Origin of the sequence: Microcoleus sp. N3A4 (genome assembly GCF_036701805.1) — a bacterium.
GTDB lineage: Bacteria > Cyanobacteriota > Cyanobacteriia > Cyanobacteriales > Microcoleaceae > Microcoleus.
The window spans coordinates 137916-158028 of the sequence record NZ_JAUBRJ010000001.1 but is presented as its reverse complement, the minus strand read 5'-3'; the positions used below and the strand labels follow the sequence as shown (position 1 = coordinate 158028).

General features: G+C 43.4%; 14 protein-coding genes. 8 read left to right on the top strand and 6 right to left on the bottom strand.

Translation table 11 applies throughout. From position 1 onward, the window contains the following. Nucleotides 1–93: 93 nt before the first annotated feature. From QUA56_RS00760 to QUA56_RS00745, 4 genes are all read left to right on the top strand, one after another. Nucleotides 94–3216 carry an efflux RND transporter permease subunit gene (locus QUA56_RS00760; protein ID WP_333351955.1) on the top strand — a complete coding sequence of 1041 codons (3123 nt, stop codon included), beginning with the start codon at nt 94–96 and terminating at the stop codon, nt 3214–3216. Beyond that, complete coding sequence (locus QUA56_RS00755; RefSeq protein WP_333351953.1) at nt 3213–3890, top strand: response regulator transcription factor; 678 nt, start codon at nt 3213–3215, stop codon at nt 3888–3890. Before QUA56_RS00760 ends, QUA56_RS00755 begins: the two co-directional genes overlap by 4 nt. A gap of 62 nt (nt 3891–3952) precedes the next feature. Then, complete coding sequence (locus tag QUA56_RS00750; RefSeq protein WP_333351951.1) at nt 3953–5212, top strand: HAMP domain-containing histidine kinase; 1260 nt, start codon at nt 3953–3955, stop codon at nt 5210–5212. Between the two features lie 129 nt (nt 5213–5341). Next, entirely contained in the window at nt 5342–6025 is a 684-nt protein-coding gene (locus tag QUA56_RS00745) for a phosphatase PAP2 family protein (RefSeq protein WP_333351949.1), read from the top strand. Nucleotides 6026–6272: 247 nt separating this feature from the next. On the opposite strand, the gene QUA56_RS00740 is transcribed toward QUA56_RS00745, so the two are convergent. Further along, complete coding sequence (locus QUA56_RS00740) at nt 6273–7028, bottom strand: hypothetical protein (protein ID WP_333351948.1); 756 nt, start codon at nt 7026–7028, stop codon at nt 6273–6275. Between the two features lie 125 nt (nt 7029–7153). Continuing rightward, nucleotides 7154–9061, bottom strand: a complete 1908-nt coding sequence (locus QUA56_RS00735) for an ATP-binding protein (protein WP_333351946.1) — start codon at nt 9059–9061, stop codon at nt 7154–7156. A 578-nt stretch (nt 9062–9639) separates the two neighbouring features. Between QUA56_RS00735 and QUA56_RS00730 the strand changes: the two genes are divergently transcribed. Beyond that, nucleotides 9640–10119 (top strand): hypothetical protein, encoded by a 480-nt coding sequence (locus QUA56_RS00730; protein ID WP_333351945.1) that lies wholly within the window; start codon nt 9640–9642, stop codon nt 10117–10119. Between the two features lie 94 nt (nt 10120–10213). Here the strand turns inward: QUA56_RS00730 and QUA56_RS00725 are convergent, their stop codons facing one another. From QUA56_RS00725 to QUA56_RS00710, 4 genes are all read right to left on the bottom strand, one after another. After that, nucleotides 10214–11686 carry an ATP-binding protein gene (locus QUA56_RS00725; protein WP_333351943.1) on the bottom strand — a complete coding sequence of 491 codons (1473 nt, stop codon included), beginning with the start codon at nt 11684–11686 and terminating at the stop codon, nt 10214–10216. An 87-nt stretch (nt 11687–11773) separates the two neighbouring features. Further along, entirely contained in the window at nt 11774–12718 is a 945-nt protein-coding gene (locus QUA56_RS00720) for an FTR1 family protein (protein WP_333351941.1), read from the bottom strand. An 87-nt stretch (nt 12719–12805) separates the two neighbouring features. Further along, nucleotides 12806–13849: a helix-hairpin-helix domain-containing protein gene (locus tag QUA56_RS00715; RefSeq protein WP_333351939.1), complete on the bottom strand. Its 1044-nt coding sequence runs from the start codon at nt 13847–13849 to the stop codon at nt 12806–12808. 164 nt (nt 13850–14013) lie between these two features. Further along, complete coding sequence (locus QUA56_RS00710; protein ID WP_333351938.1) at nt 14014–15018, bottom strand: multicopper oxidase domain-containing protein; 1005 nt, start codon at nt 15016–15018, stop codon at nt 14014–14016. 307 nt (nt 15019–15325) lie between these two features. Between QUA56_RS00710 and rppA the strand changes: the two genes are divergently transcribed. The 3 genes from rppA (at nt 15326) to htpG (ending at nt 20111) form a co-directional block, all read left to right on the top strand. Continuing rightward, on the top strand, nt 15326–16015 hold the full coding sequence (gene rppA, locus QUA56_RS00705) for a two-component system response regulator RppA (RefSeq protein ID WP_333351936.1): 690 nt from the start codon (nt 15326–15328) through the stop codon (nt 16013–16015). Between the two features lie 475 nt (nt 16016–16490). Then, nucleotides 16491–17822, top strand: a complete 1332-nt coding sequence (gene rppB, locus QUA56_RS00700) for a two-component system sensor histidine kinase RppB (protein WP_333351934.1) — start codon at nt 16491–16493, stop codon at nt 17820–17822. Between the two features lie 300 nt (nt 17823–18122). Then, nucleotides 18123–20111, top strand: coding sequence for a molecular chaperone HtpG (gene htpG / locus QUA56_RS00695; RefSeq protein WP_333351933.1), 1989 nt, complete (start codon nt 18123–18125; stop codon nt 20109–20111). The last annotated feature ends 2 nt before the right edge of the window (nt 20112–20113 follow it).

Genomic DNA, 20113 nt, shown 5'->3' with positions numbered 1-20113 from the left:
ATTTCATTTTTGGGTGTCAACGTAAATTGAATGGCTATTTAACGTCGATCGCCCAACGGTGGCTGGTAGTCATCACCTCTATAAAATCATAAAATGTTCAGCACAATTCTTAGATGGGTAATTAACCGTCGCTGGCTAGTCGTTGTCGCCACCATTATTGTTAGTTTGTGGACATTTTCTATCATCCCCAAAATGTCGCTTGATGTCTTCCCTCCTTTTGCACCCCCGCAAGTCGAAATTCAGACGGAAGCACCGGGGCTCGCGCCGGAAGAAATCGAGTCTTTAGTAACACTGCCGATCGAAAGTGCGATTAATGGAACTCCTGGGGTGACAGCAGTGCGATCGTCTTCGGCTGTGGGCCTTTCTGCGGTTAAGGTAATCTTTGATTGGGGAACTGAAATTTATCAAGCGCGGCAGTTGATAACAGAACGGTTGCAGCAAGCGCAAAGCAAACTCCCGGCTGGCGTAGAAATACCGCAAATTTCTCCGACAACTTCTCCTGTCGGTACTGTTATCACCTATGCTTTGACATCAGAAACTACTCCTTTGATGGAAGTGCGCCGTCTGGTTGATTGGCAAGTCACAAATCGGCTTTTGGCAGTGAAGGGTGTTGCTCAAGTGGTGGCTTACGGCGGCGAAGAAAGGCAGTATCAAGTATTAGTAGAACCTGCTAAGTTGAAAGCTTTTAATGTGTCGTTGCAGCAAGTTGCTGAAGCGGCTGCTGCTGCGAATGTTAACGCGCCGGGGGGGTATTTAATTACGCCGGATAGAGAAACTTTAATCCGGGGGGTGGGGCGGATTGAGTCTGTGGAAGATTTGCAGCAATCTGCGATCGCCTCTCGCCACGGAACGCCCGTCAGAATTGGTGATGTCGCTGATGTCAAGATTGGTGCTGCAATCAAGCGGGGCGATGGCAGTTTTAACGGCAAAAAAGCTGTGATTGTGATGGTAAACAGACAGCCAGTTGCTGATACTCCGACAGTAACTAAAGCGGTTGAGGCGGCAATGGCTGAGGTGCAGCAAGCTCTGCCCAAAGATATTAAAGTTACTGTCACTTTTCGACAGGAAGAATATATCAATTCCTCGGTGGAGAATGTGCGATCGGCTTTAGTTGAAGGCAGCATCATCGTCACCGTTATTCTCATCCCGTTTTTGATGAATTGGCGCACTCTGACGGTTGTTTTGCTGGATTTCTTTCTGACTTGGCTGTTCGGTTTGCTGGCGATGTATTGGCTGGGGCTGGGGCTGAATACGATGACTTTGGGGGGTTTGTCGGTGGCGATCGGCACTGCGATCGACGATGCGATCGTCTATGCCGAAAATACCTACCGCAATTTGAGAGAAAATACGTCTTCTCTTCACCCGCGCCCGGTGATGGATGTGATTTTTGACGGCAGTCAAGAGGTGCGCGATTCGTTAATTGGAGCGACTGTTATTGGGATTGTGGTGTTTTCTCCTATTTTTACTTTGCCCGGTGTAGAAGGTCGAATTTTTACGCCTATGGGGATTACTTATTTGGTAGTTGTTGTGATTTCCAGTCTGGAATCGCTGTTAATATCTCCGGCTCTTTGCGCTATTTTGTTGCCTAACAAACGCATGAGTGCTGCGGAACCTTGGCTGCCGAGATTTTGCAAGAAAATATATCATTTTTTGATAAAATTGTCAATGCGTTATTCGGGAATAATTTTAGTTTTTGCTGCTGCTAGTATGGTGGCAGCATTAATTATTTTGCCATCTTTTGGACGGGTGTTTTTGCCGGAGTTTCAGGAGCAAACTTTGGTGAATACTATTCTGCTTTATCCGGGGGTGTCTTTGGAAACAACAGATAGCGCGGCTTTTGCGATCGAAGATGCACTTAAGAATGATACCAGGTTTGAATACGTCCAAGTGCGCTCGGGCAGAGCTCCGGGTGATGCTGATGCTGCGGGTGTCAATTTAGCTCACATCGATATCGGTTTGAGCGAGGAGGGCATGAAAAACAGGCCGAAAACTTTGGAGTCGCTGCGGCAGGAATTTGCTAGATTGCCGGGAGTTGCACCCAATATCGGCGGTTTTATTTCTCACCGGATGGATGAGGTTTTGTCAGGTGTCAGAAGTCAGATTGCTGTCAAAATCTTTGGCCCGGATTTGAATCAGCTTCGCAGCATCGGTGCAAAAGTTGAAGAGCAAATGAAAACAGTTGAAGGAATTGTGGATTTGCAACTCGAACCGCAGGTGCCTGTGCCACAAATTCAAATTAAGTTCAACCGCCAAGCTGCGGGTAGATACGGTTTGAAAATCGGAGAGCTTTCTGAAATAATTGAGACAGCTTTAAACGGTAAAGTTGTTTCTCAAGTTTTGGAGGTGCAGCAAACTTTTGACTTAGTTGTTTGGTTGCAGCCTGAAGCTAGAAATAACTTAGAAAATATTCAGAATTTGCTGGTAGATACTCCCAGCGGTAACAAAATTCCCCTCGCCCAAGTTGCTACTGTAAAATACGGTACGGGCCCGAATACGATTAACCGCGAGAATGTTTCCCGGTTGATTGTGGCAGCGGCGAATGCTAAAGGTAGGGATTTGCGATCGGTTGTGAATGAAATTCAAGCTAAAGTAAAACGAGAGGTGCCGTTGCCTTTTGGCTATTTTATCCAATACGGCGGTCAATTTGAAGCTGAGCAAAGAGCTTCGCAAAATATTATGATATTTAGTGCGATCGCCTTTTTGGTAATTACCGTATTGATGTACTTGTCCGTCAAGTCGATCGCTTCAACTGCTATGATTATGATTAATTTGCCGATCGGATTAGTGGGAGGAGTAATTTCTGTAGCTTTGACGGGCGGTATAATTTCCGTAGCTTCCCTGGTTGGCTTTGTCACTTTATTTGGCGTTGCTACCCGCAACGGCTTGTTATTAGTAGACAACTACAACTCTAAGTTTGCCGAAGGACTGCCTTTTAAGGAAGCAATTATTCAAGGCTCGATGGAACGGCTCAACGCCATCCTCATGACTGCTTTAACTTCAGCTTTGGGTTTAGCACCTTTAGTCTTAGAATGCGGCCCGGGAAAAGAAATCCTGCAACCGCTGTCAGTAGTAGTTTTAGGAGGATTATTTACTTCTACAGCACTAACGCTGTTAGTTTTGCCAGCTTTATATGCTCAATTTGGTAAGTTTTTAGTTCCTAACAATAGTGTTTTACTTAAAACTAATATCGTTAATGTAATTGGCACAAAGCTATGAGAATTTTGCTAGTTGAAGACGACGATCGCATTGCGAAACCTCTAGCAGAAGATTTAAGGCATCAAAATCATGCCGTCGATATAGCGAGTGACGGCATCGAAGGCTGGGATTACATCCAATCAGTTAATTATGACTTAATTTTGTTAGATTTGATGCTGCCCAAATTAGATGGAATTGCGCTGTGCAAGCGTCTGCGTGCAGCTAAGTCCAACGCTCTGATTTTGATGCTGACAGCACGGGATACAACCTCAGATAAAGTCTTCGGACTGGATGCGGGGGCTGATGATTATTTAGTTAAGCCTTTTGAATTAGAAGAATTAGCTGCAAGAATTAGAGCTTTATCTCGGAGAGTTCCTGAAACTAAGCCGCTGATTTTAAGCCACAGGGATTTGCAACTCAATCCCAGTAGCTGCACCGTTACCTATGGCAATCAACCTTTATCTTTAACACCCAAAGAATATATGATATTAGAATGTTTTTTGAGAAACCCCGCTCAAGTGTTGACCCGTGCAGCAATTTTAGATAAATTGTGGGATTTCGATCGCTCCTCTGGAGAAGGCACTGTCAAGACTCACATTACCAATTTGCGGAGCAAGCTAAAAGCAGCCGGCAGTTCAGAAAACTTCATCGAAACAGTCTATGGAATTGGTTATCGTCTCAGTCGCACTCCCTAAAACTCCCAGCTTTCAGAAACAAATTATTAATACAATACTAACAAATTCAGATTTATCAAATTATGTTTGCCCAAATTCGGTGGCGTTTGCTGTTATCTTATTTGACAGTATTTACCTCAATCTTAGTAATTTTTGCCGCTGGAGTTCGGCTTTTGTTCGCCCGCAGTCTCACCCAACAGCTAACAGACAGACTGACTGCTTTAGGGCAAGGAGCCGCTACTAATGCAGAATTTGATAATGGACGCCTCAAAGTTGAAAGTGACTTTATTGTACAACAATTAATTCATAAGAATCAAGGTTTAGAGTGGTTTAACTTGAACCAAAAGTCAATTTTAAAGCAAGGAAATATTGGATTAAATTTACCTCTCTCGCTGAGTAAAAGTCCGATTCAATTTTCCAACAAAAATTTCAATATCCAAGCAGTTGTAGTGCCAATCATTAGTAACGATAATGGCAAAATAATTGGGTATATCAGAGTCAGTCAATCTTTAGAAGAAGTAGACGAAACCTTAACCAAATTAGATTTGATTCTGGGAAGTAGTATTATTATAGCTTTAATTTTTAGCGGATTTAGCGGAGTAATTTTAACACGGCAAGCTATGCAGCCAATAGAAGAGAGTTTTCAACGGTTAAAACAGTTTACGGCTGATGCTTCCCACGAACTACGCAGTCCTTTAATGGCGATCAAAAGTAATGCAGCAGTAGCATTGAAATATCCCGAAAAAATGAGAAAATCAGATGTGGAAAAGTTCCAAGCGATTGTTAGTGCTGCTAATCAAATGACGCATCTAACAGAAGATTTATTGCTGTTAGCTAGGAGCGAAAAAAAATGCGATCGCCGCGAAAATTCTGTCAATTTAACCGCGATTTTATCAAACTTATTATCGCTGTATCAGCCTGAAGCCACTGCTAAAGAGATTGATTTAAAATCTGAAACTGGCGAGGATATGTACTTGCTAGGAAATGCGGGACAACTGACACGGCTGTTCGCCAATTTGATTGAAAACGCACTCCACTACACGCTGTCAGGAGGAACAGTTGAAGTTACAGCCAACTTAGTCCGTTCCTATCTAATTGTTAGCGTGCAAGATACGGGTGCGGGAATAGCACCAGAGCATATTAAACTCGTTTTTGAACGATTTTGGCGGGCGGATGAATCTCGTTCCTATTGGAAAGGGGGTTCGGGTTTGGGATTAGCGATCGCCAAAACCATTGCCCAAAATCACGGCGGCTCAATTACCCTCACCAGTCAGGTAGGAGTTGGCAGTTGCTTCACAGTGCGATTGCCATCTGTTAAAATATCTGATAATTCGCAGGATTAATTTGCTAATTATTTAACAGTTTTTTAATTAGAATAATCGGGATTGTTAATTGTTTATCAAAGTCAGAAATCATTGACAAAATCTTTGATCGAGTGTAGATTATTTGTAATTGCTAAACTTAGATATATTATGTTACGCAAGTCTTACCAATTTTGGTTGCAGCATATCAACCCTCATATAACTACTTTAATCGTGACAATTGGTGTCGTGGGACTTGCCAGTTGTTTGTCGATTACTTTGATTTTAGCGTGGCTGTTTGAAGAAGTCTTAGAAAAAGAAGCTTTTGGCTTTGATACTGCTTGGATATATTGGGTACACGGGTATGCTAATCCGAGTCTAGATGCTGTGATGTTGACAATTACTCAGCTTGCCAATGCCAGTGTAGTAGTAGTTATTGTGGTCGTCACCTTGGGAATTCTTTGGTGGCAGCATCACCGTTCAGAAGCTAAAATTTTTGCCATTGCTTGTTTGGGAGCATTAATTCTGAATACTGGCATGAAGTTAGTTTTTGCTAAGCCTCGTCCTCATATTTTTCCGAGTTTAATTCCTGAAACATCTTTTAGTTTTCCTAGCGGTCATGCTTTAGGAGGGTTTGTCATGTATGGGTTTCTAGCTTACCTGCTTTCTAGTCACTTTCCCAAGTTTTCTAAACTTATTTATAGTCTAGCTGTTGTGACGATCGCTGCTATCGGCCTGAGTCGGATATATATAGGAGTACACTGGCCGACAGATATAATTGCTGGCTACGGAGTCGGCTATATTTGGCTGATGCTGTGCATCACAATGCTGAAGTTGCAAACCAGACAAGTCTAGTATTGCTTTTTACTTTGCTCAAATTGAGCGAATACCAAAGAGTAGCTTGTTGTTGGGGCAAACATCAAGCTACCCTATGAATTTTTATTGAGCGCACAGGATCTAATACCAAATCTGGATATAATACACCGTTTACAATCTCCTAAAAGTAGGGTGCGTCGCCTGCGATAATTCTCGCTTCCGTACAAAGATCGAGTAGCGACGCACGATACCGCACCATCAAGGAAATGACCGAGCCGGATTTGTATTATTCATTGTTATAAGACTCAGCCGCGATTAGTCTTCTCTGCTTGAAAGTTGTGAATAGGACACAGACTCCAAGTATTGAAAGAAGAACTATAGATGAGCCGATCGTACCAAAATTGAGGCCACCTTTTTCGTGTGATTTTGTCAGAACATCCCCCAGTGTTGCACCAAATGGTCTGGTTAGGACAAACGCAACCCAAAACAACAAAACTTCCGAAATTTGGGTAAAATAATGCGCTGCCAATACTAGAGCAAGTAAACTAGAAATTAGCAAAGCTCCTCCTGCAAATCCAAGTCCAGAAGTATCGGCTAAAAAATCGCCCAAGGCAGTACCCAAAGTATTTGAAAATAAAATTGCAGTCCAATACAGCAGCTCAATTTTAGGGGTTTTGACGTTATTAACAGATAGAGACCCAACACTGAATCGCCAGAACCCCAAAATAGCCAAGAGAATGGTAATTAAAATCGCAGACCCTGTAGCGTAGCCCAGCCCTAAAGTACGATCCATGTAATCTGACATGGTTGTACCCGCTGTGCTGGTTGAAAGGATGACAGTCCAATAAAGCAATGGGTTATAGCTTTTCGATATCAATTGAGACACAAGAGTTGTTAAAAACACTCCAATCAATATCATGGAACTAACCGCATAGCCCACGTTTAACGTCATCGATAAAAGGTCTCCTGCTGTTTCTCCCAAAGTGGTTGCACATATTTTCATTATCCAGAAAAAGGCAGTGATTTGTGGAAGCTTGCTCATGATTGCGATCGGGTTATCGTACTTTGGCAGTTTCACTTTAGAGGACAAATGTCAAGAACTTGGAAAGATTAAGCGAAACCTAAAAAAATCGTAAATTTCCGGCTTGATGCTGCTTTTCATCATGTTTATGTCGAACTGTCAGATGGTTTAATTGGCAGCGTAATCAAAAACTCTGTTCCCTCTCCCAGTTCCGAAAAAACCTCTATATTACCCTTGTGCTTTTCAATCATTTGATAACAAACAGTTAGTCCTAAACCTGTTCCTTTTCCTACTTCTTTAGTCGTGAAAAAAGGGTCAAACACTTTATTTTTTAACTCTGGCGGTATCCCAGTACCGTTATCTCTAATTCCTATTCTAACCAGCTCGGTATCTATTGTTTCCGTATGAATCCAGATGGTAGATTGCCCAGTCGCATAGCTTGAGTCTTTACTATTAAAATTTCGTTCCTCAATGGCCCAGATCGCATTGTCGATTATGTTCATAAATACCTGATTCAGCAGCGCGGGATAACACTTTACTAAAGGCAAATCTCCATATTCTTTAATCACTGCAATCCTTGGCTCTAACCGCTGATTGATAATTACCAAGGTACTGTCAATTCCTTCGTGAATATTGGCAAGTTTTAGCTGCGATTCATCCAACCTAGAAAAGTTACGCAGAGACAGAACAATTTGTCTAATTCTATCAGCGCCATTTTTCATCGAATGTATAAGTTTAGAGAAATCATCAGCCAGAAAATCCAAGTCAATTGCCTCAGTTTCAGTTTGAATAGCGCCACTGGGGTTAGGGTACTGCTTCTGGTACAATTCCACTAATCGCAGTAAGTCTTGAGCGTAGTTACTAGCGTGTTCTAGATTGCTGTAAATAAAACTGACCGGATTGTTGATTTCGTGAGCGATACCTGCTACCATTTGACCCAAACTCGACATTTTCTCGGCTTGGATTAGCTGGGCTTGAGTCTGCTGAAGATTGTGCAAGGCATCTGCCAGTTGATTGTAAGCTGACTGCAACTCGTGATTTTTTTGTGAAATTTCTTCTGTCCTTTCTTCCACGCGCTTTTCTAAGTTTTGCTGCGAAATTTCTAATGCTTCAATATGCTCTTTTACAGATTGAATGAGACTGTTGAAAGAAATCGTTAATCCTCCTACTTCATCGCCAGTAGTAACCGCAGCTTGGAGATTAAAATTGGATTCCTTAGTTGCTTGTTCCGCGACTTGAGTCAATGCTTCTATAGGTTGAGAAATCATCCGACTGATGTATAATGCAAAAATACTGGCGCCGATCGCTGAAAGTAAAAGACTGGCGATGCTTACTTCTTTGAGAACTTCCCGCGCGTCCTCCATACCAATTTCTGCTCGATCCTGTCCTTGATAAGCAAGCTTAACAAGTTTAGTTAAATCTTCTGAAAGTTCGTTAAAATTTATTGCCGACTGGCTTTTGGTAAATTCCCAAAGTAACTGCTGCGAGGCTGTAACTTTTTCTGGCGACAAGCGTTTCGGATCGATTCCTTGCAGCAGTCGATCGAGTTGTTGGCTGTAGGCTGTTTGAATCGCGTCATAAGTCTGTAAACATTGATTCAACTTTACTATTTCTGGGTCGTCTTTGTTTAGATTGCGCTCTACCAAAATTCTTAATTTGGAAAAAAGCTGATTGACTTGTTTGTTGTGAGCGAAGTATTCATCCTTTTCGTGGTTAAATGATTCGGAATCTCCGATCAGAATAACTAGCTTTTGTTGGTGAGATTGAGTTTCCAATACAGCAATTTTTAGTTCGCTTAAATGCTGTGCCTCTTCTTGTTCTAGGTTGAGTTTATCCCAAGCTTTTTTGGTGTATAAATTTCCAACTAGCTGTCCAGCAGTCGTTCCCAAAACAGCAATACTGAGTACCAGTGCATAACCCAAGCTAATTTTCCACCGAATCGGGGTGCGGCGGATCAGTCGCTGCAACCAATTGGAGGGAAGTTTCAAATCCCTTGATGTTTTTCGACGGGATTGCTTGTGGAGTACAGCTTGGTGATTGTTTTTTATTCGCATAACAAAAATATCAAGGTTGACAGTCAAGTTGAATAAGATACATTATACTCTAGCATTTCTATATCGGATGATGTACAGTTAAAACCTGGTCAATAGAGACTTTTATCTGTAAATTATTACCCGATCAAATTGAGAGTAGCTATAATTTCATAAATATTAGCAATCGGTTGTTGACTTGAGGTATTTTACTCAACACTTAGCTTGTAGCATATTTTTTTTAAAATAGTATAAAGATGAGCTTTACACATTACCAATACCATACACTAAGGATCTGCGATCGCACGCAGTAGCTTGGTTGAACCGCGCAACCAAAAGTTAATAACTAGGAAAGATTAAAAACTTCTGCCTTCTGGAAAATTTCAGCCTAATTTCATTTTTTGGTGTTATACTATAGCAATCCTCGCATCAGTTTCAATAACTGGTTCCCAGGCGTTTAGCCTGGGAATCAATGTCCCGAGGCTCTGCCTCGCGAAAATCGAGGCTCTTCCTCCGGATCTGCGTTACCAGGAAGAGCCTGGTAACGAGTAGAATCATTTAGGATTGCTATATCAAATAATTTTACGCAAACATTAAGTTCAATGAAAACGCTCAAGTCAAATTTAATTGTTCTAGGTAGTGTCGGATTGTTATTTTTGGGAGCTTGCAGTCAAGGCGAGCAAGCAACCGATCCAAATAGCACTCCAGCATCCCCTCCTGTCGCCTCTGAACCTGCGTCTTCGGCTCCCGCAACTGCTCCTGAAACAGCAACTCAAGGGGGGCAAGTGGTGGAGTCTGGAGCTTACCATTTAGAGTTTGTACCTAAAAAAGAAGCTACCGGAACTCATTTAGATCTTTATTTGCAAAAAGGGGATAAAAAGGAACCAGTTCCTAATGCGAAAGTGACGGCTCAAGTGCAGTTGCCGAATGGAAAGCAGCAAACTCTAGCCCTCAAGTATGATGCTGAGGGCAAACATTACGCTGTGGTGTTTCCCGGCAAAGATGCAGGAAGTTATCCCGTGAAAGTGACTGCAGATATTAACGGAGAAAAAGTTGACGGTCGTTTTACCTTCAATCAATAGATAGCTGATTGATTAATGCAGTCTTCATAATTTAAATTGTCAAAAATTTGAATCAATTAGTTCAAGTTGCAATTTGAAATCTACCATTGGCAATTCAAACTGCCTCCGGCATTTCCACTAATCTGCTAGTTTCAAGGCGCTTCTGCGTTATTGGCAGCGAAATTACAAATTCCGTACCTTCTCCAAGTCCCGAAAGGCACTCCAAGCAGCCACAGTGCTTTTCTCGAACAATTTGGCTGCTAATTGATAACCCTAAACCCGTTCCTTTACCGGCGGGTTTTGTGGTAAAAAAGTGATTAAATATTTTATCTTTGACTTCTTCAGTCATGCCAGGGCCGTTGTCAGAAATGCGGATGATTGCCCGATCGCCTTCCGCCACTTCTGTGCTAATCTGAATGCTAGGACAGCTTGTCTGGCTATTCAAAACAGGCGAATTAGAAGTGTCTCGCAAAACATCAATGGCATTACTGATAATGTTCATGAATACCTGATTTAGTTGCCCTGCATAACATTCAACCAGCGGTAAATCGCCGTACTCTTTAATCAGTTGGATAGGAGGGTTTTTGCCATTTTCTTTCAGTCGGTGCTGGAGAATTAGCAGGGTACTGTCGATTCCTTCGTGAATGGAAGCAAAACTCATACCGTCTGTGTCTAAACGCGAAAAATTACGCATCGACGAAACAATCACGCAGATTCTGTCAGTTCCTACCTTCATTGAACAAAGGAGTTTTGGCAAGTCTTTCCTTAAAAAATCGAGTTCTACTTTCTCAATTTCTTCTTGGATTTCTGCTGCTGGATTGGGATAATATTTGTCATATAAATTGACTAGCCCTAACAAATCTTCAACATAATTGCGGGCGTAGGCGATATTTGCATCAATAAAGTTGATGGGATTGTTAATCTCGTGGGCAATTCCTGCTGTCAGTTCTCCCAAAGCTGATAACTTTTCGGTATGTACTAATTGAGCTTGGGTTTGCTGGAGTTGTTGCAAAGCTAGTTCTAGTTCTTGGGCTTTTTCTCTCAGTTGATACTCGGATTGTAGCAGCGCTTTTTTGGCTTTTTTCCGCTCTAAAATTTCTTTATTTAAAGAAGCATTTGCTCTGGAAAGTTTGGCTGTTCTTGCTTTCACTCGCTGTTCTAATACTTCTGCTAGTTCAGCAAGTGCTGCCTCCGCTTTACGGCGTTCTGAAATCTCATTTTCTAATGCTAAGTTGGCGGCTTCTAGCTTTGCAGGACTGGGAAGTGCCAGTGCAAAAGGCATCAATGTTAATAGCAACAAAACTGAACTTCCGGCTACGAAAGCTGTAATGGCTTTCATGAACTCTGACACTAAAGATTCAGGAAACCAAACATACCATGTTTCTATGACGTGGATTGTGCCGCAGGTGACGAAGAAAGCTCCAAATACCAGGAACATCCACTGAAAGGGGATATCTCGCCCTTTGTAAAGGGCATAAACTAGCATTGTGGGAATTGCATAATAGGAAACTACGATGATAATTTCCAGCCAGTTCCAACTAGGCATTCCCGAGTTGACTAAAACCGAAGTAATTGCTAAGCCAATCATAAAAATCCTTGATGGTAATCGGGTCAATTTTTACGAATTATACTCGATTAGATCAATGCACCATTTATTGCGATCGCACTTTATTTCCTATTTCGTTGCCTGTGTTTTTTTGAATGGGAAAAAGACTCGACCTGCCAGACTTTGGAAGTAGATGCCACCGACAGTACCTAAAAACATCAAATAGGCGATCGCCTGCACGACATAGAGCTTATCCGTGTAGCCAAACAACGCACTCAACAACAAACCGGGGAACTTTTCTTCGGGAAGTAGTTTCGAGGTATTCCACACCATCGGCCCGAGAATGCAAGAGTGCACTTTGGCAAATCTTTCGTAATAGAAACACAGTGCTGCTGATTCGCGATTTGTTTGCGCTAAAATATTCACAGCGCTGTCAAATAATCCCAAAGTAGATACCACTAAACCCGCTACAATAAAGAGCAATAAAATGCCCATATATTTGAAAAACAGGCGAATATTAATTTTCACTCCCCATTTGAACAAAAGGACGCCAATTCCGGTGGCTGAGAGAATGCCCGCCAAAGCGCCGAGCGCAGGAATAATGCCTTGTTGAAACTTGGCAACGACAAACAAAACTGTTTCAAATCCTTCGCGTAAAACGGCAATCAAAACTAAGCTAAATACGCCCCAGCCGGCATGAGAATTTTGGGTTAAGGCAGCACTTACTGCGCCTTCGACTTCGGCTTTCATAAATCGCGCTTGCTTGGTCATCCAAATCAGCATCCAGCTCAGCATTGCGATCGCTAAAATCCCAAAGGTTGCCTCTAGCAGCGACTCCATAATCGGCGCAAAAGGCTGATTGGATGTGGATAAAATTTGAATAGTCCAGCCGAACAGTATACCTATCAAAGCGCTGGCGATAAGTCCTACACCAACACCGCCGAAAACCCAAGGATTTAAATAACTTTGTCCTGATTTTTTGAGGCAAGCTAGAACAATTCCGACAACTAATGCGGCTTCTACTCCTTCGCGGAGGGTGATTACAAATGTGGGTAATGCTTCGCCCAAATTCATTTTTTTATTGTGGTAATGGGACTGGTTAATTAGGGAGGTAATTGGCAGATTATTTACCAATTACCGCTCTTGATGAGAGTTGATTTTTTAGGAGGCTGGTTTGAGAACTTTTTGGGTGTCGTTCTCGATCGTTTTAATTAGCTGGCTGACTTGTTCGGTGGTTTTTACGGGGGCGGGGGGTGCGATCGCAGTTGGCCAATTTGCCTTAAGCTCAGTCATGTTTGCAACAATTGCTTTGTCGGTTTCCGGGCTAGTTTTAGCCACTTGAGCGGCAATATCTTTGTACAGCATTTCCGCGTACATGACGAAACCCCGCGAATCTTGGTATTCAATAATTGCGGAAATTTTCCCGTTAGCAACTGCCGCTCCGTATTCGGAATTAGCTGTATCTAGCAAGCCGTTAATCACTTGCAGCACAAATTTCGGATCTTTGCGCTGCGCTTCGGGAAGAGCGGCAATTGCTCCATCTACAGCTTGCATAGATGTGGTAAATTCTGCATTCACTTGAGCCGGATCTTTTGCACCTGCTTTAACTAAATCCTGCAATTTAATTAAAGTAGCCTTAAATTCTGGAATTTTACGCTCGTTTAGCTGATCTTCCACATCGGCATAAATTTCTTCGACTGGATGGCCGATGTGCGGTTCTGCTTGGTCAGGTTTGCCTTGATCCAAGAGTTCTTTGGCTACGAAAAGATGCCCTTTCATCAAGCCGAGTTTAGTCATGTAGTCTACATCTTTGGCTTCGCCTGTGAGTACGATATCCTGAATAGTTACCAAGTCTTTGATTTGGTCGAATTGGGCTTGAGTAATGACATTTTTTGAGACCAATTCTTCGACTTTTCCGTAAGGGCGGCTGGCTTGAATTTTGTTAGAAAGTGCCGGTATTCCTAACTTGGCTTCGAGTTTATCTAACTCCGAAAGAATGGCAGTATTGATGTTAATGCCGGGCTTGCCTCCGTGATTTCCGCTGTGACCGCTTGTTGCTGCGGGACTAGCTGTCGCGACGGGTGAGGCGCCCGGTGAGGCGGTGCTGCCCGTATTGCTGGCGGTGGGGGTGGAACCGCAACCGGCGAGAGCAACGAGGATGGCTGTAGCAGTGGCTGTCGGTAATAAACGAAATGATGGTAACATGGCAGTTGATGATTTTTACGTTAGGTTCAGTTGGATTCGCGAGTTATTAAGAAATATTCTCAATTATTTGCGAGCTCCTAATTCTACCTATTTGTGAGAAAATTTGGTAGATAATTTAAGACTTTCTTAACTAGAATCGCCGCACTCTGGGAGCGCAATTTGGGTTAAGCGATGACTTCAAATAAACCCATGCAGCCTGCTTCGGCGATCGTATCTTGATGGGGATGAAACATATATTTGCCGCTGTAGCCGTAGCTAAATTCTAAAATATGTCTTTCAGCTACTCCCATTGTAATTACATCTGTTCTTTCACTGGGAGTTAAAGTCATTCCGGTGCGATATACGTCAAAAAAATTGGCGTGCAGGTGAAAAGTCACTGCCGCTTCGTACTCAATCATGTTGAGGACATACAGCCGAACTAGCTGATTTTTGTATATGGAGATCGGGTTTTTCATGTAATAATTGGGTATCCCGTTAAAAGCGTAAAGTTCGTTTTTTTCGTCGTCATTTACGTCGTATCCTCCCATGATTAACACTATTTCATCTGCTGGAGGTCTGGCTTTTGGCGGATCGATAATGAACATTCCATAAAGTCCTTTACCGATGTGCCGCGTTACGGGTGCAACGTGACAGTGATATAGATGTAGCCCGTAGGGAAGTGCGTCGAATTCATAGATAAAAACCGCGCCGTTTCTGATCGGTTTAACGCCGTCCATTTCTGTGGGATGAACGCCGTGAAAGTGCAGCGAATGAGAATGTCCGGCTTTATTATAAAAAATAACGCGGATACGATCGCCCTCAGTTGCCCTCAATGTCGGCCCGGGCACGCGATTGTTAACGTTCCAAGTGTTGAAAGTGACGGCACTGTTAAGTTGGACGATCGAAGTATTAGCTTCCATGCGAAATTCCCGAACCGTGCGCCCGTTTTCGCGCGTCACCGTGCCGTAATCAAAATCCCGCGCAATTTGCATCGGGTTGATATTGCTAACTGCGACTGCATCTGCGGGCATTGGCGGTATTCTCGCCGCCGCCGGTCGTTTTTGGGTCAAATTTTGCAATGCGATCGCGCCGCCCGCTACCCCAGTGCCAGCTATTCCTAACTGTAGGAGTTGGCGGCGGCTCCAGTGCCCCGCTTGTTTCATGGCGGGACGATCGGATAAGTCTCCCATACTTCTTGAAAATAATTCTCAAAAATTTGATTGCATTTGAGTATAAGACATTTTCAGCTTGTTGTCAATAATTGTCAATTATCATCTCTTTCTGCGAAGTCAATCGATTTTAGATTTGAGATTTTAGATTTTAGATTTATTCCCGTCAGTCAGCCTGCGCGTTGGAATGAATCCGGAGGCTTGCGATCCAATTAGTTTCGGTCATAAAATTTCATGCTGATTTCATGTCAGTATGCGATCTTAGATGTGGGGTAGATGCTGCCGAGCGCTAACAATGTATAGAGATTGACCGCTGTAAATTAATCTTATGAGAGTTTTGCTAGTTGAAGACGAGCCAGATTTAGGAAAAGCGATCGAGCGAACCTTAAAGCAGGAAAAATATATAGTTGATTGGGCCCTTGATGGCAATGAAGCTTGGGAATATTTAGACAGTCAGTGGACGCAATACACCCTCGCTATTTTTGACTGGTTGCTGCCGGGATTGTCGGGAGTAGAACTGCTGCATAAATTGCGCGCAAAAAATAGTTTTTTGCCAGTTTTGATGCTGACAGCAAAAGACCGGATGGAAGATAAAGTCGCTGGATTAGATGCCGGGGCTGACGATTATTTAGTCAAGCCGTTCGGGATGGCGGAACTGTTAGCAAGGTTGCGGGCATTGCAGAGGCGATCGCCCCAAATTCAGCCCCAGCAGCTACAAGTAGGAAATCTCGCATTAGATTGCGGAAATCGAACTGCTTGTCATCTCGATCGCCACGGCAAAAATCAGACCATTTCGCTGACCAACAAAGAATTTCAACTGTTAGAATATTTTATGAAACATCCGAACCAAATTGTCACCACCGACCAAATTCGGAATCAGATATGGGAAGCAAGTGCAGATACCTTTAGTAATGTAGTAGCCGCTCAAGTGCGCTTGCTGCGGCGCAAACTCGAATCAGTTGGCTGCCCGAATTTAATTGAAACCGTACACGGCGTCGGATACCGGATGAGAAATTGAAATTAGGGCGGGCTCTCCGGTCGCCCCCACAATAAAATGTAATTTTTGTGGAACAGGCATCTTGCCTGTTCTTAACAATTATAGGACTAAGGCCAACTGGCACAAAGGTATGTAGTTGCGCTTCAGCGCTCTTTCCCAAGCTCAGAGCGCTTAGCCGTGTCAAAGTAAGTAACAAAGGTATGTAGTTGCGCTTCAGCGCTCTTTCCCAAGCTCAGAACCCCTCGCCGTGTCAAAGTAAGTAACGAGCCTACAAAGGTATGTAGTTGCGCTTCAGCGCCCTTTCCCAAGCAATTTTCCTTGATTGAAGTCTCAAAAATCGGAACGTGAAATAGGGGTTTTCGGCGTTTGTCAGGTTCAGATTTAACACGCAAGACAGGGCTAGCTAAGAGCGCTGAAGCGCAACTACATACCTAAAGTTGCACCCTTATTTGTAACAGTTGGCCTTAGTCCTAAATTATATAAAATCTAAGTTTAAATGAATCAAAATAAACTATTTAACCGAACTCGCTGGCAATTAGCCCTTTCCTACGCGGCAGTAATGGGTTTGATTTTAAGCTTGCTAGGATTTGGCGTATATAAGGCGATCGCCCACGCTCACTGGATCGCCATAGACCGCGAATTAGAATCGGTAGCGGGGACGCTACACGACAGCCTCGAAATCAAATTGCAGCAGCCAGGACGCCTAGAACCAATAGTCAATGAACTTTTGCCCAACCTCCGCATAATTGGAGCTAACGGCATTAAAGAACAGTTGCCCGACCGCCATATTTTAAGCGCTATCAACCAAAGCTATTATTATATCCGTTTATTTGATTATTCGGGGAAATTAATTGCGACCGCAGGCGCTTATCCAGAAGAATTACCACCAGAATTTAACTCCTATTACTGGCAAACAATAACTGACACCAAAGGCAATGTTTATCACCAAATTTCTGTAGCGCTACACACCAAAACACAGCAAGATTGGGGATATTTTCAAGTTGGTCGGAGCCTGCAAGAATTCAAAAATTATCTCCGTACAATCAAACTAATTTTAAAGTTGGGATTGCCGACTGCGTTAATTTTGGTAGGATTTTCTAGTTGGTGGCTGGCTGGATTGGCAATGAAACCGATTTATTCTTCCTACCGACAAATTCAACAGTTTACAGCGGATGCTGCCCACGAATTGCGGACGCCTTTAGCAGCATCCCAAGCAACAGTAGAATCAGCGCTGTTGATGTCTGAATTGGATGAAAAAGAAGCGCGGGAAATTTTGCGAACTGTAGAGCGGCAAAACCGCAGATTGACTCAGTTAGTGGCTGATTTGTTGCTGTTGGCGCGGATGGACTCTCAAGCGATATCGAATCGCCCTCAGCTTTGTTGTTTGAATGACCTGGTTAGTGATTTAGTAGAGGAATTGGCAGCTTTGGCGATCGCCTCAGAGGTAGCGCTAACATCCGAAATCCGCGTACAGCAGCAATTAAATGTTGTCGGCGACGCCGATCGACTTTACCGTTTGGTTGCTAATTTAATTGTTAATGCCATTCAATACACTCCGGCTGGGGGAAAAGTAACAGTTATTTTAGATTGCAGTCACCAGGAGGCGATCGTTCAGGTTCAAGATACTGGTATTGGGATGGCGGCGGCAGATTTAGAGCGAATATTCGATCGATTTTACCGAGTCAACAGCGATCGATCGCGCAATACCGGCGGTTCGGGACTCGGATTGGCGATCGCCCAAACCATAGCTAGGGCATACCGCGGCAGTCTCAGCGCCCGCAGCGAATTGGGTTCCGGCAGCACCTTTCTCCTGCGGTTGCCTTTGTGAGTTACTATGTGAGGGAAACCGAATCGTCTTTTTAGGGTAATCCCTTTTGCAGAAGATAGCGCGATCGCCGAAAATCATTAAGTAGTCAGTTGACAGTTGACAGTTGACAGTTGACAGTTGACAGTTGACAGTTGTTATTAGTTATTTGTTATTTGTTATTTGTTGGACTGAGCAACGAATAACTAATAACTAATAACAAATAACTAATAACAAATAACTAATAACTAATAACTAATAACTAATAACAACTGACTGCTGACTGCTGACTGCTGACTCCTAAAAAGTACCTAGCGAAAAATTATGACAGTTTTAGAACAGGGAACAATTTCAATCCATACCGAAAATATTTTCCCGATTATCAAGAAGTCGCTATACACCGACCACGAAGTCTTCTTGCGGGAACTAATTTCTAATTCCGTCGATGCCATTGCCAAACTCAAAATGGTTTCTCGTTCCGGCGAATACAGCGGCGACATGGGCGAACCGCAAATCAACATTGCGATCGACAAAGAAAACAAAACCCTCTCAATTTCCGATAACGGCATCGGCATGACCGCCGACGAGGTAAAAAAATACATCAACCAAGTCGCTTTCTCCAGCGCTGAAGAATTTATTCAAAAATACCAAGGCAGCGGCGACGACGCAATTATCGGTCACTTCGGTCTCGGTTTCTACTCTTCTTTCATGGTGGCGAAGAAAGTAGACATTGACACCCTTTCTTACCAAGAAGGCGCGCAAGCCATACACTGGTCTTGCGATGGTTCCCCCGCTTTTGAACTATCAGAATCTTCCCGCACCGAACGCGGCACTACTATTACTCTTACTCTCCAAGATGAAGAACAGGAATATGTAGAACCCAGCCGCATCAAGCAGTTAATCAAAACCTACTGCGATTTCATGCCAGTTCCCATCAAATTTGAGGGAGAGGAACTCAACAAGCACAAAGCAATTTGGCGGGAATCAGCCAGCAATTTGCAAAAAGAAGATTACTTAGAACTGTACCGCTACCTTTACCCGTTCCAAGACGAGCCGCTGCTGTGGGTACACCTGAATACAGATTATCCTTTCATTGTCAACGGGATTCTTTACTTTCCCAAACTGCGCCCGGATGTCGATGTTACCCAAGGCAATATTAAGCTATTCTGCAACCAGGTTTTTGTCAGCGACCACTGCGAAGAAATTATTCCGAAATTCTTGATGCCGCTGCGGGGAGTCATTGACAGTACCGACATTCCGCTGAACGTTTCTCGCAGTTCTTTGCAAAGCAATCGGACTGTGCGTAGAATCGCTGATTATATTGCGAAAAAAGTGGGCGATCGCCTGAAAGAACTCTACCGCGACGACCGTGACGAATACATCCGCTGCTGGCAAGATATCGGCACTTTTGTCAAGTTTGGCACTCTCAACGATGACAAGTTCAAAAAGCAAGTCGAAGATATTTTAATCTACCGCAGCACCTACGAACCAACAGCGGACAAGCCAGAAACTGTAACGCCAGAAGTGCAGGTGCAAACTGAGGAAGGAGATTTGTGGCAAGATGTAACTCCGAAGTCGGAAAGTTCTACTTCGAGGCAACCTTACACCACGCTGAAAGAATATTTGGAACGCAATCAAAAACGCCACGAAAATCGCGTGTTTTACTGTACGGAACCTGCGTCTCAAGCAACTTATGTCGCACTGCACAAAAGCCAAGGTTTAGAAGTGCTATTTATGGATTCTTTCATCGACACGCACTTTATCAGTTTCTTGGAAAGAGAATACTCAGATGTCAAGTTCTCGCGGGTTGATTCCGACATCGACGACACGCTAATTGACAAAGAGAAAGAAGCGGAAATTGTCGATCCGGCGACCAATAAAACTCGCAGCGAACAAGTTAAAGAAATGTTCCAAAAAGCTCTCAACAAGCCGAAAGTGAACATTCGCACAGAAGCTTTGAAGTCTGACTCTGCGGAGGCGACGCCACCTGCGATCGTACTTTTGCCGGAAGCTTTGCGCCGGATGCGCGACATGACGGCGCTTTTGCAGCAGCAAGCGGCAGAATTCCCCGAAGAACACGTTTTGCTGGTGAATACGTCTCACCCGCTGATTCAAAATTTGGCTAGTTTGAGTCAGGGTGCGATTATTCAAGGTGGCGGCGAGTCTCCGTCTGCCGAGTTGGCGAGTATGATTTGTCACCACGTTTACGACTTGGCTTTGATGGCCCAGAAGGGTTTCGATGCTGAAGGGATGAAGGATTTTGTCGAGCGATCGAATCAAGTGTTGACAAAATTGACTGAACGTGCAATGTAATT